This is a genomic window from Affinibrenneria salicis (genome assembly GCF_008710095.1).
This window is the reverse complement of the sequence record NZ_VYKJ01000009.1, coordinates 85,217-100,809: the sequence shown is the minus strand read 5'-3', so window position 1 is coordinate 100,809 and position 15,593 is coordinate 85,217. Positions and strand designations below refer to the sequence as shown.

General features: G+C 57.5%; 16 protein-coding genes. 13 read left to right on the top strand and 3 right to left on the bottom strand.

The window, feature by feature from the left end; translation table 11 throughout:
• Positions 1–25: 25 nt before the first annotated feature.
• Both FJU30_RS17040 and FJU30_RS17035 read right to left on the bottom strand, forming a co-directional pair.
• Entirely contained in the window at positions 26–475 is a 450-nt protein-coding gene (locus FJU30_RS17040) for an NUDIX hydrolase (RefSeq protein ID WP_150436180.1), read from the bottom strand.
• A 2-nt stretch (positions 476–477) separates the two neighbouring features.
• Entirely contained in the window at positions 478–1,065 is a 588-nt protein-coding gene (locus FJU30_RS17035) for an LOG family protein (protein ID WP_191091639.1), read from the bottom strand.
• 220 nt (positions 1,066–1,285) lie between these two features.
• Here FJU30_RS17035 and FJU30_RS17030 point away from each other — a divergent pair, with 220 nt between their 5' ends.
• The 12 genes from FJU30_RS17030 to FJU30_RS16975 all read left to right on the top strand — a co-directional run bounded on the left by FJU30_RS17030 (position 1,286) and on the right by FJU30_RS16975 (position 14,078).
• Positions 1,286–1,612 carry a Dabb family protein gene (locus FJU30_RS17030; protein WP_150436178.1) on the top strand — a complete coding sequence of 109 codons (327 nt, stop codon included), beginning with the start codon at positions 1,286–1,288 and terminating at the stop codon, positions 1,610–1,612.
• 815 nt (positions 1,613–2,427) lie between these two features.
• Positions 2,428–3,789 carry an MFS transporter gene (locus FJU30_RS17025; protein WP_150436177.1) on the top strand — a complete coding sequence of 454 codons (1,362 nt, stop codon included), beginning with the start codon at positions 2,428–2,430 and terminating at the stop codon, positions 3,787–3,789.
• The gene (locus FJU30_RS17020) at positions 3,786–4,382 is read left to right on the top strand and encodes a carboxymuconolactone decarboxylase family protein (RefSeq protein ID WP_150436176.1); all 597 of its coding nucleotides are present in this window, start codon (positions 3,786–3,788) and stop codon (positions 4,380–4,382) included. Before FJU30_RS17025 ends, FJU30_RS17020 begins: the two co-directional genes overlap by 4 nt.
• A 417-nt stretch (positions 4,383–4,799) precedes the next feature.
• Entirely contained in the window at positions 4,800–5,024 is a 225-nt protein-coding gene (gene feoA / locus FJU30_RS17015) for a ferrous iron transporter A (RefSeq protein WP_150436175.1), read from the top strand.
• A 70-nt stretch (positions 5,025–5,094) separates the two neighbouring features.
• On the top strand, positions 5,095–7,404 hold the full coding sequence (gene feoB, locus FJU30_RS17010) for a Fe(2+) transporter permease subunit FeoB (protein ID WP_150436174.1): 2,310 nt from the start codon (positions 5,095–5,097) through the stop codon (positions 7,402–7,404).
• Positions 7,404–7,649, top strand: a complete 246-nt coding sequence (locus tag FJU30_RS17005; RefSeq protein WP_150436173.1) for a FeoC-like transcriptional regulator — start codon at positions 7,404–7,406, stop codon at positions 7,647–7,649. The genes feoB and FJU30_RS17005 overlap by 1 nt, the downstream gene beginning before the upstream one ends.
• Before the next feature lie 304 nt (positions 7,650–7,953).
• Positions 7,954–9,219, top strand: a complete 1,266-nt coding sequence (locus tag FJU30_RS17000) for an acid phosphatase (protein WP_150436286.1) — start codon at positions 7,954–7,956, stop codon at positions 9,217–9,219.
• 142 nt (positions 9,220–9,361) lie between these two features.
• Positions 9,362–10,027 carry an epoxyqueuosine reductase QueH gene (locus FJU30_RS16995; RefSeq protein WP_150436172.1) on the top strand — a complete coding sequence of 222 codons (666 nt, stop codon included), beginning with the start codon at positions 9,362–9,364 and terminating at the stop codon, positions 10,025–10,027.
• 222 nt (positions 10,028–10,249) lie between these two features.
• On the top strand, positions 10,250–11,608 hold the full coding sequence (locus tag FJU30_RS16990; RefSeq protein WP_150436171.1) for an esterase-like activity of phytase family protein: 1,359 nt from the start codon (positions 10,250–10,252) through the stop codon (positions 11,606–11,608).
• 417 nt (positions 11,609–12,025) lie between these two features.
• Positions 12,026–12,994 (top strand): hypothetical protein, encoded by a 969-nt coding sequence (locus FJU30_RS16985; RefSeq protein WP_191091638.1) that lies wholly within the window; start codon positions 12,026–12,028, stop codon positions 12,992–12,994.
• Positions 12,994–13,611 (top strand): hypothetical protein, encoded by a 618-nt coding sequence (locus FJU30_RS16980; RefSeq protein ID WP_150436170.1) that lies wholly within the window; start codon positions 12,994–12,996, stop codon positions 13,609–13,611. The genes FJU30_RS16985 and FJU30_RS16980 overlap by 1 nt, the downstream gene beginning before the upstream one ends.
• A 248-nt stretch (positions 13,612–13,859) precedes the next feature.
• Positions 13,860–14,078 carry a cold shock domain-containing protein gene (locus FJU30_RS16975; RefSeq protein ID WP_150436169.1) on the top strand — a complete coding sequence of 73 codons (219 nt, stop codon included), beginning with the start codon at positions 13,860–13,862 and terminating at the stop codon, positions 14,076–14,078.
• On the opposite strand, the gene FJU30_RS16970 is transcribed toward FJU30_RS16975, so the two are convergent.
• Complete coding sequence (locus FJU30_RS16970) at positions 14,052–14,306, bottom strand: hypothetical protein (protein WP_150436168.1); 255 nt, start codon at positions 14,304–14,306, stop codon at positions 14,052–14,054. The genes FJU30_RS16975 and FJU30_RS16970 overlap by 27 nt on opposite strands.
• Positions 14,307–14,595: 289 nt before the next feature.
• On the opposite strand from FJU30_RS16970, the gene lpxP reads away from it, so the two are divergent.
• Positions 14,596–15,522 (top strand): kdo(2)-lipid IV(A) palmitoleoyltransferase, encoded by a 927-nt coding sequence (lpxP, locus tag FJU30_RS16965; RefSeq protein WP_150436167.1) that lies wholly within the window; start codon positions 14,596–14,598, stop codon positions 15,520–15,522.
• Positions 15,523–15,593 lie beyond the last annotated feature (71 nt).

Here is a 15,593-nt window from a genome sequence, read left to right as displayed (position 1 = left end):
GGCGTTGGCTGCCTGCCGATGCGAATTATTCGGCCGGTCCCCGGGCCTTATCCAGCCGTTGCCGCGCCAGCGGAATTAACTGCTGCCCGGTTAACGGCGCCAGCACCATTCGGTCAGGCGGCCGGCGGATATTGACCCACGCCGCTTCGGCGATTTCGGCGGCGGGCGCGATCGGCCGGGAAAGCGGCAGCCAGAAAATGTCCGCTTCGATCTGGGTGTTCGCCTCGTTGGCGGCTTCAGCGCGGTAGCGGCCGATATATTGCAGCTGCGAGGCGGCGATAGTGATCGACAGTTCCTCATACAGTTCGCGCAATAGCGCTTCGGTCGGCGTTTCGCCCCGATCAATCTTTCCGCCGGGCTGCATGAATGCCAGGGTATTGCGCTTCCTGACCAGCAACATTTCTTCGTTATCGTTAACAATGATGGCGGCGGCGAGGTGCAGCGTCGTCGCCCCGGTTTGCGCGGATCTCGTCATCGTTATACCTTGTCTTTAACCGGCTGCGGCTGCCATTTGCGCGCCGGCGGCACATAGCGGATAAAGGTTTCGATTAACTGACGGATGTCGGTGCCGAAGGTCAGCATTTCATCAAACCGCGCCAGCATAAAACCTTCTTTAACCATTTGTCGGCTCATTGCACGCAGCGGCTCGTAATAGCCATTAATGTTATAAAAAGCGCAGGGCTTCTGATGAATGCCCAACTGCGCCCAGGTCCACTGTTCGAATATTTCCTCAAGCGTGCCGGCGCCGCCCGGCAGGGCGATAAAACCATCCGCCAGTTGCGACATCTTCGCCTTGCGCTCATGCATATTGTTGACCACATGCAGCTCGGTCAGGCCGCTATGGGCTAATTCGCAATCGACCAGTTCTTGCGGCATTACGCCGATCACCTCACCGCCGGCGGCCAGCGCCGCATCGGCCACCGCGCCCATCAGACCGACCCGTCCTCCGCCGTACACCACGGAAATATGGCGCTGCGCCAGTTGTTCTCCCGTCTCTCTGGCCGCAGCCATGTAGACTGGATCCAGTCCGGAGGCTGAACCGCAAAAAATCGCTATTTTGTTTATTCCGCTCATTGCTCGCGCTCTTGTAGCCCGCTGAAGCCCTCAATATTATCTCTTTGATAATCGCGACTCAAACCGGCGATCGGCGCGTTGCGGCATCGGCTAACCTGCGGCGCTTGCGCGCAGGCGCTCAGGGGAAAGACGCCCGACGGCGGCGCGGAGGATGAAAGGCCGGCGGCAAAGGGGTATCCTCGCACCCGCAAATGGAAACAGGAGTTATTGCATGATACGCCACATTTTATTGATCACATTTACGCATGACGCATCCGCCGCGCAAATCGAGCAGGTGAAACAGGCCTTTCTGCAAATGCCTGATGACGTTGAAGGCGTGCAGGCCGTCGAGTGGGGGATTAACGACAGCCCCGAGGGGAAAAACGAGGGCTTTACCCACTGCGTCATGATGACCTTCCGCGATGAACAGGCGCGCCAGCACTATCTGCCGCATCCCAGACACGACGCGTTGAAAGCCATTTTTCGGCCGGCGCTGAGCCATATCGTCGTGCTGGATTATCCGGTCGTGCCGGCCGATACGCGTCGCGCCCGTCAGTAATCCGGCGGCGCCTCCCGTCCGCCAGAGGGAATACCCGTCATCTATTTCAGATGACGGGGCGCTGGCCTGGTTATCTTTCGTCGCCGGGCCGCTTTCCCGCCACTTGAATTATTTAGCATCCGGCCGGGCATAACTGGTCATGCCTGTTTCTCCGCGCCGCGTTAATATTTATTCGATCCCGAATAGCCGGCAATCAGCTCGGTTTTCCTCAGTTAATTTTTAAATTAATAAAGTATAAATTATCATTTCATTAATCCTGACAGATCCGATTAACTGGAACTCTTCGGGTTAATGGGTATTCATCATGACTTTTGCCGTTGCGGCAGGAATAAAAAAGCAAAACGTTGATTCGGTTTTCCATTGGCTGAGTCTGCGGCTTTTTCTGCGCCTGCATTACTGGAATGAGCAGTGCCTGATTAAACCGTTGCGATAGACTCGTTGTGTTTCATATTGCGGATGCGGCAGTCGTGCTGGATTGCCCGGCTCTTGCGCCTTTCGTTTTCCTCGCCAGATGCATTCAAATTCGTTGCCGTGCTGATGGCCGGGTTAGTGGCTTCGCCGCACGATTTGTTTGCTCGCCGTTTTTCTGCCCACCGGGGAAGGCAGGGGTAAATAACCGTTCAGTTTTATTAAAAATATATTTTCCATACTTCAGGCTACAGGTGCGATTGGCTTTGCTGCCGGCAGCGTTGTCTCTACACCGAGGGTCAGCCGTTGGCTGAACAAATTCGTTGCCGACGAATTTATCGCCGCGTCGCCGCTTTCCTGCAACCCGAATTATTTTAGCTATATACTAAATAAAGTGAGTTATTATTATGGCAACATTATCGTCAACACCACAGGATAATCAACGTAAAAGCCGTAAAGTGGCGTTCGCGGCTTTTATCGGCACCACCGTAGAGTGGTATGATTTTTATATTTTCAGCACTGCGGCCGCGCTTATTTTCAGCCATACGTTCTTCCCGCCTTCCAGTAATCCGCTCTCCGGCGTGATGGCTTCGTTCGCGGCCTATGGCGTCGGTTTTTTCGCCCGCCCGCTCGGCGGTATTATCGCCGGCCATTTCGGCGATCGCATCGGCCGTAAGCACGTGTTGGTGTATTCGCTGATACTGATGGGGGTATCCACGCTGTTGACCGGTCTGCTGCCGGACTACGCCACGGCGGGCGTGCTTTCGACGGTTCTGCTGGTGGTGCTGCGTCTGTTGCAGGGGATTGCGACCGGCGCGGAGTGGGGCGGCGCCTCGCTGTTGTCTGTCGAACACGCCACGGCGAAAAATCGGGGGTTCCTGGGCTCTTTCACTCAGATTGGCTCGGCTGCAGGTATGTTACTTGCGTCCGCGACCTTTCTGATCGTGAAGTCGCTGATCAGCGCCGAGGCGTTTAACGCCTGGGGATGGCGCCTGCCGTTCTTATTCAGCATTGTGCTGATCGCTATCGGGATATTCGTTCGTTTGCGTATTGATGAGCCCGCGGTGTTTAGCGAACTGAAGGCAGCGGGAAAGACCCGTCGTTTCCCCGTCGCCGATGTTATTCGCCAGCATCCGCGCGCGTTGCTGGTGACTATCGGCCTGCGTCTGGTTCAGCCCGCCATGTATGCGATTCTGACCACCTATGCGCTGAGCTATCTGCTGCTTCAGCGCGGCGCGAATGATTATGGTCTGACGGCGGTGCTGGTCGGATCGGCGGCGGCGATTCTCACCACGCCGTTCTGGGCGAAACTGTCCGATAAAATCGGTCGTCGTCGCCCGGCGCTGTTCGGCATCGTCGGCATTGGTCTGTTCGTCTGGCCGTTTTTTTACTTTCTTGATAACGGCAATCTGGTCTGGATGCCGCTGCTGGTGGCCATCGGCCTCGCGGTGTTTGATGCGGCGGTCTACGGTCCGGGCGCGGCCTGGTTTTCTGAACAATTCCCGACGGAGGTCCGCTATAGCGGCATTTCCCTCGGCTACCAGATTGGGACGCTGATATCCGGCGGGTTGACGCCGTTTATCGCCACCTGGCTATTTTCCGTCGGTAACGGTACGCCGTGGCTGATCTGCGGATTTATCTCGTTCTATGCGTTGCTGAGCGCCATTGCAGCCTGGTATGCCAATGATCCGATCGGCGATGTACGGCGCGGCGCGGGTCAGAATGATGCGTCCGGTTTTTCCGCCGGCGGTCAACAGGAGGCGGTATGAGCCATCAGCTCGACGCCAGAAGGCTGGCGAAAGCGGAAAAGGACAGCGAACACGCGCGCGCATTTCGCGCTTTCTCTCAACCGTGGTGGCAGGATGGGGCGCTCAGCAGCCGCGATAAACATATTATCGCGGTCTCCGTTGCCCAGGTGACGCAGTGCGAATACTGCATTACGCATCATACTCTGGCGGCCAAACAGCTGGGCGCCTCTCAAAATGAGCTGCTGGCCGCCGCCTATATCACCGCCGCGCTTAATACGCTGGCGGGCGCGGAGGTTGAGATCGGCGACGATTTGCAGGTGAGGACCCGTCCGGACGTATTGGTCGATCGCGCTCTCGCGGACGCCCGCGATGCCTTTATCAATCAACAGTTGCAGAATCCTCTGCTGCCGCTGACGTTACGTGTCGTCATCGCGGCCGGCGTCGCACTGGCGCAGGAACGCGACGCGACGCGGGCGCGACTGCATCAGATCGCCCTGCGGCACGACGTCGACCCGAAGGCGTTGACAGAGGCCTACGCGGTGGCTCTGATTTTGCGCGCCGGGGCGGTGTACGCGCATACGCTGCCGATTCTTGCCGCCTTCGACGCGCCCTGAACCCGTCTGACAGCCCGTCGCCGTGCGGCGACGGTGCTTTTCTCTGCGCCGGCCCGCTGTCGCGCCGGTATGCCGAAATCGCCTCAGCATAACAAACAGTTACCAATAACCTTATTTTTGTATTGAACACGATAATTATTCTTACTATCGTTATTCGCGTAGATATCGCGCCCGCTATACCCCAAAGATACCCGTCATCCTTTAGGTGCCGGCGCGTCGGCCTGGCTGCCTGTCGATCCCTTTCTGCGCCGGGCGTCTGAATGGACGCCGTACGCCTGTAGCCTGGCCGACGGCGGGGTAGCGCCTGACATTTCGGTTTTAGGCCCGTACGCCACTCTTGTTCCCGTCGACCTGAGCCATTCGCCGTGTCGCGCGCGATATCGCGCCAGAAACATCGCCAGATCTTAAGAAGGGAATATGAATTTTCTGCTCAGCCATACATACAAAATCGCCGGTTTCGCCAGCGAGATCAGCCCCGCCTACCGTCAAAAACTGTTGTCGCTCGGCATGCTGCCCGGCTCTTCCTTTGAAGTCGTGCGCACGGCCCCGCTGGGCGATCCGATAGAAATCAAAACCCGCCGCGTCAGTCTGGTATTGCGCCGCAAGGATCTGGACCTGCTGCTGCTGGACCGTCAGCCGTAAGGCTGCGATGGCTGTTTTTCCGTGCGTCAGCGCGCGGTTTTTATGTTATTCAACGAAGACAAGCTGGATTATGAAGAAACTCACTATTGGCTTAATCGGCAACCCGAATTCGGGCAAAACCACGCTGTTTAATCAGCTTACCGGTTCACGCCAGCGGGTTGGCAACTGGGCCGGCGTCACGGTTGAACGCAAGGAAGGGATGTTCGCCACGCCCTGCTCGCAGGTTACGCTGGTCGATCTGCCTGGCACCTATTCGCTGACTACGGTTTCGGCGCTCACCTCGGTGGATGAACAGATCGCCTGTCACTATATTCTGAGCGGCGACGCCGATCTGTTCATTAACGTGGTCGATGCCGCCAGCCTGGAACGCAACCTTTATCTGACGCTGCAGCTGCTGGAGCTGGGCATGCCCTGTATCGTCGCGCTGAATATGGTGGATATCGCCCGCAGTCAGCATGTCGACATTGACGTCGATGCTCTGGCTGAGCGTCTCGGCTGCCCGGTGATCCCGATGGTGTCGACCCGGGCCGACGGCGTGGATCGGCTGAAGCAGGCCATTGATCAGCCGCCTGCCAGCCCGCGGCGCACGCTGGTCAGCTATCCGCCGGCGTTGGAGCGCCAGGCCGGACGGCTAAGCGCAGCGATGCCTGACCCGGTGGCGCCAGATCGCCGGCGCTGGTTGGCGTTACAGATGCTGGAAGGGGATATCTATAGCCTCTCGCTGGTCGGGCAGGCTGCTGCGCTGTTGCCGGCGGCCAGACAGGATTTGCAGTCGGAGGGCGATGCGGCGCTGCTGATTGCCGACGCCCGCTATCATGCCATCGCCAGCCTGTGCGATGCGGTCAGCAATGTGCAGCAGGCGCTGCCGCATCATCTGACGGAAGTGCTGGATAGCATCGTTCTCAACCGCTGGCTGGGCGTGCCGATTTTCCTGCTGGTGATGTACCTGATGTTTTTGCTGGCGATCAATATCGGCGGCGCGCTGCAGCCGGTGTTCGATATTGGCTCCGCGGCGATCTTTATTCAGGGCATTCAGTGGCTCGGTTATACCCTGCATTTCCCCGACTGGCTGACGATTTTTCTGGCGCAGGGCGTGGGCGGCGGGATCAACACCGTGCTGCCGCTGGTGCCGCAGATCGGCATGATGTACCTGTTTCTATCGCTGCTGGAGGACTCCGGCTACATGGCGCGCGCGGCGTTCGTTATGGACCGTCTGATGCAGGCGCTGGGGCTGCCGGGTAAATCCTTTGTGCCGCTGATTGTCGGCTTCGGCTGTAATGTGCCGTCGATTATGGCCGCCCGCACGCTGGACGCGCCGCGCGAGCGTTTAATCACCATTCTGATGGCGCCTTTTATGTCCTGCGGCGCCCGGCTGGCGATTTTCGCGGTATTCGCCGCCGCTTTCTTCGGCCAGGGCGGCGCCAGCGTAGTGTTTTCACTCTATATGCTGGGCATTGCGGTCGCGGTTTGCACCGGACTGGCGCTGAAATATACCATTATGCGCGGCGAGGCGACGCCGTTTGTGATGGAGCTGCCGATCTATCACGTGCCGCATCTGAAGAGTCTGCTGCTGCAGACCTGGCAGCGGTTAAAAGGGTTTGTACTGCGCGCCGGCAAGGTGATCGTTATCGCCAGCATTTTTATCGGCGGCCTGAACAGTTTCTCGTTCAGCGGCCGACCGGTCAGCAGCATCAATGACTCCGCGCTGGCTTCGGTCTCCCGGCTGTTGACGCCGCTCCTGCAGCCCATTGGCGTGCGCAGCGATAACTGGCAGGCCACCGTGGGTCTGGTTACCGGCGCGATGGCGAAAGAGGTGGTGGTCGGCACGCTGAATACGCTGTATACCGCCGAGCATATTAATCATGAGGCGTTTGATCCCGCGCAGTTCAACCTGTTGGATCAACTGGGCGGCGCGCTGAGCGAAACCTGGAACGGTCTGCGGGATACGTTTAGTCTGAGCGTGCTCGCCAACCCTATCGAAGCCAGCAAGGGCGATGGCGAAATGGGCGCCAGCTCGATGAGCACCATGAGCAGTAAATTCGGCTCGCCGGTCGCCGCCTACAGCTATCTGATTTTTGTGTTGCTCTATGTGCCCTGCGTTTCGGTCATGGGGGCGATGGCGCGCGAGGCCGGTCGCGGCTGGATGACCTTTTCCATCCTGTGGGGACTCAATGTCGCCTATTCGCTGGCGACGCTCTTCTATCAGGCGGCGACCTTTAGCCTGCATCCGCGCTATAGCCTGACGGCTATTCTGACCGTGCTGTTGTTCAATGCGCTGATTTTATTCGCCTTGCGCCACGCCCGCAGCCGCGTCACGTTGAATATGAGCGCCGGCGGAACGGCGTCCTGTTGCGCCGGGCCGAAGGGGGACTGCTGCTGATGGCCGGCGCGGGTTTGTTGCAGTTGTGCGAGGCGTTGGCGGATGACGGCGGGCTGCCTGCTCGCCAGCTTAGCCAGCGTTTAGCGCTGCCGCTGCCGCTGGTACAGTCAATGCTGGAATGGCTTACCGCGAAGGGCCGGGTGGAGCGGGTGGATTCGACGCCGCCGGCGTGCCCGACGGCCGGCTGTCGCCACTGCCCGGCGGGCCGGCGTTGCGGCGAGGCGATCTATCGTCTCAAATCCTGATGCGCGCCGCCCGGCAAGGCGGCCGCCAGGCGGTGTCCCGTGATTATCTGACCGATGTAAAATCGCATAACCCTGCCAGAAGTCAGCAGTAAAAACGCACAAAAAATATCAAAAAACAAACAAAATTAATGCATTTTTCTCATCGCCAGTCAGCGAAAATGAATTGCGGGACACACCTGGTTCACGTCAGTATTACCCGCTGTGAAAAACGGTAGCAAAATGTGTTTTGACATAAAAACGTCATCAATGAGTTCTAGCCTGGGGGCTCTACTTTTTAGTCAGGACTTATGCCATGCGTTGCCCGATTCGTTTTTCCCTCTCTCTGTTGTCTTGTGCGCTGCTGTCGCTGCCTGTGGTTGCGGCCACGCCGGTTGATTTCTCTCAGGTGAGCGCGGTGGTGAACACCACCACGCCCGCCAGCGGCAGTACCACGTTTGTTGCCCTGGAACAGACGATCGCTCAGGATCTGCGTCAGACGCTGAAGGGCGATGCGGCGACGTTGACGCGCGACCAGCTGGCGCACGCCGGGCAAAGCCAGCATCTGGCCGATAAGGCGTGGCTGCAGGCCAGCCACTATGATTTTGCCCCGGACGCCAATCAGCAGGCCGGCATCGCGCTGTTGAAATCGTTCCAGAGTCTCCCCTCCGCGCTGCTGGCGCAAAATATGGCGACGGTCACGCGGATTAACCGGGACGCCACGCAGGGGCAACGGACGCAGGCGCTGGTGGACGCCGAAGGCATCGGTTATCTCTATTTTCTGGCCGACGCCATGGGGCCTCGTTTGGGGAAAGCCTTTCTGACCGCCTATAACAACGGCGAACTGAGCGAAGCGGCTGCGCTGATTAAGGCGACGGAAGTGAGCACCAGCGCGGCGAAAAAATATTTTAGCTACGCGCGGCCGTTTCTGCAGGAGGGCAACCAGATCCATTTAGTGCCTGACAGCGCGGTGGTGCAGGATAACCAACCCTATAGCGCCGATGGCGGCGCCTTCCCGAGCGGACACACCAATACCGGCTATACCGATGCGCTGCTGATGGCCGTTATGCTGCCGGAACGCTATGTCGAACTGGTGGATCGCGGCGCCCGTTACGGTTATTCACGCGTGGTGCTGGGCGTGCACTACCCGCTGGATGTTATGGGGTCGCGCATGGTGGCGGAGCGCAACGTGGCGCATTATCTGAATGATGCCGGCTATCGCGCGTTGTTCGAACAGGCGAAAGGGCAACTGCGTCAGGCGCTGGAGAAAGAGTGCGGGATGAGCCTGGCTCAGTGCGCGCGGAGCGCCGGCGAGGATGACCCCTATAGCGCGCCCGCCATGCGTCAGTTCTATCAATTTACGATGACCTACAATCTGCCGGCTACGCCGGGCGCCTCGCAGCCGGTGGCCGTGCCTCAGGGGGCTGAAGTCCTGCTGGAATCCGCGCTGCCCGGACTCAGTGCGGCGCAGCGCCGCCAGGTGATGGCGAAAACGGCGCTGGCCGATGGTTACCCTCTTTCCGGCGGCCAGGGGGAGCAGAATTTCTGGCAGCGACTGAACCTGCACGACGCCGTGCTGGCCGCGCGGCACTAAGCCGTTCCGCCCGCTTCATCTTACCCAATCTCGCCCCGCTACCGCCAGCCTGTAGCGGGGCGTTCTGTTATGCCTTTCGGCCGTCCGGGCGAAATGGTGTACTATCTGCAGCTGAAAATGTGTCGCACAGAGTGATGTAATCATGACCACGTTAACGCTGCCGGCGGATTATGCGCAGATCCCCGGCAAAAAGCTGCAGCTCCCCGACGATATCGGCCCGGTGTTGATGCACTGTTGCTGCGCGCCCTGTTCCTCGGCGATGATCGAAGCCTGCCTGCGCGACGGTATTCGCCCGACGCTTTTTTATTACAACCCCAATATTCATCCGCGCGCGGAGTATGAGGTGCGTAAAAATGAGCTGTCGCGCTTTGCCGAAGCGCTGGGTTTGGCATGGGTGGATGCGGACTATGATCGGGAGGCCTGGTTTGAGGCCACCCGCGGACTGGCCCATGAGCCCGAGCGCGGAGCGCGCTGCATGCGCTGTTTCTCGCTGCGTATGGACGTGACGGCGCGCTATGCCGCGCAGCATGATTTCTCGCTATTCACCACCACTCTGGCCAGTTCCAGATGGAAGGATCTGAACCAGGTTACGCTGGCCGGCCAGCAGGCGGCCGAGCGCTATCCCGCCACGCGTTACTGGGCGCAGGACTGGCGTAAAAACGGTCTGTCGGTGCGCAAAGACGCCCTGATCAAAACGATTGGTTTTTATCAGCAGCAGTATTGCGGCTGCGTATATAGCCTGCGCGATACCAATAAATGGCGTCAGGAGCACGGGCGACCGCCGATAGAGCCCGGCACCGGCAAATAACGCCCGTCGCGCAGCCGGTCATTTTTTTGTCACGCCGCCTTTTTATAGTGATGTCTTCTTATACAGACCACTATACCCGTCATACTTCAGGCTGCAGGTGCGTTGGCGAGCCGGCACGCTGGCCGCCGTCAATGCCTTCTTGTTTCGGCGCTCGTCGTCAGTCGCAAGCGGCCGCGGCTTTCCTGCTCTCTGAAATCCGACGGGGATATCAGGAGTTCGCCAATGACCGTTTTCGCCTCTCGTCAGATAGCGCTCGCGCTCGGCCTGTTTCTCAGCGGACAATCCGCGGTATTGGCCCAGGCCGAACAAGTGCCGGCTATTCTAGCCGGGCACGCGTTGCTGCCCGCCGATTCCATCATCGCCCCGCCCGCGGATGCGCCATCCGACATGCGGCTGAGCGGTAAATACACCACGGGTAAACGCGTCACCGAAGCGGGCAGCGTGCCGGGGACATCGGACGGCCGCCCAACCGGCGTCGGGCTGCCGCTCAATGGTTTGCCGCTGCAGGGCCATTCCGGCATTAAAAAAATGGACGACGGCACCTACTGGATCCTGACCGACAACGGCTTCGGCAGTAAGGCCAATTCCCCGGACGCCATGCTGTATCTCAACCATTACGCGGTGGATTTCGGCAAGGGAACGCTGACGCGTCTAAAAACGATCTTTCTGCACGATCCCGATAAAAAAGTGCCGTTCCATATTGTGAACGAAAGCAGCGACCAGCGTTATCTCACCGGTGGCGACTTCGACCCGGAGAGCTTTCAGTTCGCCGGCGGCGCGCTGTGGATTGGCGATGAATTTGGTCCCTGGCTGATTAAAGCCGACCTGGATGGCCGGATTCAGGCTGTCTTCGCCACCCGGACGGAGGGGGAAATCCTCTCTTCGCCGGATAATCCCTGGATTACGCTGCCCGGAACGCCCGACGGCAAGCTGAATTTTCAGGTCTCCCGTTCCAAAGGATTCGAAGGCATGGCGCTGTCGCAAGATGGACGGCGACTGTATCCGTTGCTGGAGGGCGCGCTATGGGATGCCGCGAGCGGTCAGTATGAAAATCTGGACGGTAAACGCTACCTGCGCGTACTTGAGTTCGATATTCAGCAGCAGGCCTGGACCGGAAGAAGCTGGAAATATGTGCTGGAAAACAACCAGAATGCGATTGGCGACTTTAATATGATTAACGGTTCTCAGGGACTGGTGATCGAACGCGATAACGGGGAAGGAACGGCGGACCGGGCCTGCGCGCCGGGCGTGGCACAGGACGACTGTTTTAGCAATGTCGCTAAATTTAAACGTATCTACCGGATTCAGTTTGGCGACGACAATGTGGGCCAGCCGGTGCGTAAACAGGCGTTTATCGACCTGATGAAGATTCAGGATCCGCATCATCTGGCGCGTAAACCGTTAAATGACGGCGTGCTGACCTTCCCGTTCATGACGATTGAGAATGTGGATGTCGTGGACGACAGCCATATCATTGTCGGCAATGATAACAATTTTCCGTTTTCATCCAGTCGTCTGCCGAATAAGGCGGACGATAATGAATTGATCCTGCTGGAAGTAAAAGATCTGCTGCGGCCGTAGGGTATTGGGCGGGCATTCGCCCGAAGCGGCGCGCCGGTATAGGGAGCAGGGCATTGGCCGCGAGCCGTTGCCGGCGTTCAGCCTCTGCTCCCGACGGGCAATACTGCGCTACAAGGTTGATAAATACGCCGCGCCGTTAACAGGCGCCGGCGTATTGTATGCGTCAAAACGCAACGTTTCGCCCACATCTATTATTAGTCGGGCAGGAGGGCAATCGCGCCGCTCGGATAAATCCTATTCTTGAGATTAACAATAATCTGACACTTGATGTCACAAATTGTTACCCGATACAGTTCAGCAGGTAAGATTACGGCTGCCTGTTTTCATCGTTGCTCAAAGCCAGCAGGGACGACGTTCTTGTTCCCGGAAATCAGCCATAGCCTTGATTATTTCACTATATTCAGGAAGGAATAAACGATGAGTTCATTATGGTCCGCCACGCCCGAGCAGGGAATGCTGAATTATGATTTCGCCCGTCTTACCGGGATGCATTCCGGTTCCGATATTAACTTCCAGCAGTTAGCCTCCGCGCTGGATTGCTCACGGGATTTTCGCGGCGCCGGCATTATCTATGCCGACGGCGCCGTCAAATACCTGGTCCGGCCCTCACGTCGCTATAGCAACCCGGAGCAGTCGTTAGTTACCCACGTGATTATCACTAAGGTCCCGCTTACCAATGCCGAAAGCGCGGAGAACAGTTTAACCGATGCCATTTCCGCGTCTTCGGTCGCCACGGAGATCGCCTCCGCCGCGTTATCGTGCGGGGCGACCATCCTGACAGGGCTGGTCGCGTTTGGCGGCGGGGTCGCCGTGCCTTTTACCGGCGGCGCCAGCGGCGCGCTTGTCGCGTTGGGGTACGCCGGCGCGGTGGCGACTGCGGCGCAATGCGTCAACGGCGTCTATCGGGTGACGCGCATCAGCAGCGGCAACACCGAAGCGATCGCCTGGCTGGATTCGCAGGATTGGTATGTCACCACGTCAACGGTGCTGGACGTAGTCTCGCTGGCGGCGGCGGGCGGCGCGCTCAAGGAAGCGTTAGCCACCTATAAAACGATGAAATCAGCTTCTTCGGCCAGGGTAATGGAGTGGTTGCGCGGCATCAGCCGACAGGAGCGAGCCAGGCTGACGGAAGCGATTATTCGCAATCAAAATCCAGGGATTTCCAATCAGGCGATTAAGGCGGCAATGCGGGCAGGTATTTATCCCAAACGTTTCCCCACGGAAACGCTGCAAAACGAACTGCGTAAGCAATTGGTTAACGCGATTACCAGCAGCGCCTCATTTGCCGGCAGCGGTATTAGCGGAACCTTGCGCAATCCTGGGAATGTATTAACATCGGGAAAATATTTGGTTGGCGTATTACAATCGTTGCCGGTGATGAAATAATGAAAATATCCGCTCAGTCAGAAAATTCTCTTTCTACGTTGCGCCGCGAAGGAAAATTAATTGAGCGAGAGATCCGCTCGCGCGATCCGAATCTGGCGGCGCGCGTTGAAGATGTGGCCAGGCTGGTGAACCCGGCGCAGTCGCCGGCTATTCCGCGGCCCGCCGGGTTGCCGGTAGTGCTGACCGTTTTTTTTCTGCTTATTGTCAGCGCGCTGAGCGTGATTATCCTGAACGATAATTTTTTTCTGGCTCAGTTTTATATTCAGTCGGCAATAGTTTATTTTATTCTGATGATTTTTTTCGTTATCTTCCCGGCATTCGCCGGGATGTATCTTATTTCGCGAGGATATTCGCTGGGGCTGGAAATACATTATTGGCTCAGCCTGGCCGCGTTAATTCTTAGTCTGGCGGCTTGTGCTGTTTTGGCGGGTAAATTCTTGCGAGGGGACGTTTCGCTATTCGCCCTTATTACGCAGGTGTTAGTTGTATCGCTGGCGTTCTTCGTTCGCCGCCTGATGCGTTCGGCTTCATTCGCCACCACGGTGCGTCGTTGCCGTACGTTGCGTATTGTCGCCACGCTGCGCGAATGGCGGCAGGATGGCAAGGAGAAATTTTGAATCGGCTTTGGCGTAAAAATAATTCACGATAGCGCTTGCTATATAATTTCAGCTATGCGTTAATGTCGTCCTCGGCCTGTGATACAGTTCAGGTTATGAAAGACATTTTAGTAAAGCAGTTCTTAGTTCAAGCGATGTACCTATCTCTTCTCTGACGAATTTCCTTCTATAAGTGCTCCATAAGTAACTTCTGAGGCAGACCTCTAACGCCGTATTATGGCGGCACCAATAATATAAAGGAAATATCTATGTCTAATAAAATGACTGGTTTAGTAAAATGGTTCGACGCAGGTAAAGGTTTTGGCTTTATTTCTCCGGCTGACGGCAGCAAAGATGTATTTGTACATTTCTCCGCCATTCAGGGCCAGGGCAATGAATATAAAAGCCTGGAAGAAGGTCAGAACGTTGAATTCAACGTTGAAGCCGGCCAGAAAGGCCCTTCAGCAGTAAACGTTGTCGCCATCTGATGTTGATGGCCCGCTAACTGCGATAGCGATGACGGCGCGAGCCTGAGCAGTCAGAAAGCGGGTGAACAGCAGCGCGAAATCAAAAAAGACCCCGGCATTTTTTGCCGGGGTCTTTTTCGTGGTGAATTTTTCCGCTACCCCGACGATGCGATCAGGCGATATAATAATCCGGTTATCGTCCGACGGTTCCCGGAGCTTGTATCCCGCGTTTCTGCCGGGTGTCATCACTGATGCTGCTGACGTTGAATTTCACGCTTAGTACACTCTGATGGTTTGCCACAAGCGGTATGTTCGCGGTGGGATTCACTCTTTATACCCGTCATACTTCAAGTTGCAGGTGCGTTGGCTTCGTTGCCTGCCCGAATCGCTTACTGAGGTAAGCTGCCCGGGCCTGATGAGCCTTGCCCGCGAGGGGCCAGCGCGTTGCGTTGTTCAAAACGACAACGCTTTGTCCTGCAACTTGAATTATTTAGGGCATACGCGATTTCCGACTGTGTGACTGTGTAAAGAAGACGCCATGAAAAAGAATCAAAAATTTACCGCTGAATTACTCCATCCCCGCTACTGGTTGCTTTGGTTCGGCCTGGGCATCCTGTTTCTGCTGGTGCAATTACCCTACCCGCTGCTGGTGCGTATCGGCCGTCTGCTGGGTAAATGTTCGCGCCATTTCCTCAAACGCCGCGTGTCTATCGCCCGCCGTAATCTGGAGCTGTGCTTCCCCGAGCGCACGCAGGCGGAACGCGAACAGATGATTACGGAGAATTTTTCCTCGCTGGGCATGGGGCTGATTGAAACCGGAATGGCCTGGTTCTGGTCCGATAGGCGCGTGCGCTATTGGTTTGACGTCAGCGGGCTGGAAAATTTGCACGCCGCCTGCCGGAAAAACCAGGGCGTGATGGTCATCGGCATTCACTTTATGTCGCTTGAGCTGGGCGGCAGGGCGATGGGGCTGTGCCAGCCGATGATGGCGATGTACCGGCCGCACAATAATAAAGTCATGGAATGGATGCAGACCTGGGGACGTTCGCGCTCCAATAAGGCGATGATCGATCGTAAAGATCTGCGCGGTATGGTGCATGCGTTAAAACGCGGCGAAGCCGTGTGGTTTGCGCCGGATCAGGACTATGGCCCCAGGGGCAGCGTTTTCGCCCCGTTTTTCGCCGTCAAGCAGGCGGCGACCACCAGCGGCACTTATACCATCGGTCGGCTGGCTAAACCGGCGATGATTACCACGGTATTAATCCGCAAGACGGGGTCGCTGGGCTATAAACTAGTCATCCAGCCGGAGCTGGAAAATTACCCCTATCATGATGAGCAGGCGGCGGCCGGCTACATGAATAAAGTGATTGAGCGCGAAATTATGCGCGCGCCGGAGCAGTATCTGTGGCTGCATCGTCGCTTTAAAACCCGCCCGGCGGGCGAAGTTTCGCTGTACGCCGGGTAATGCCCCAACCGGGCGGCGTTCTCCCTCCCGGCCCTTATTTGTCCGCCGCGCTACGGCCGTTCAGGTCGCGG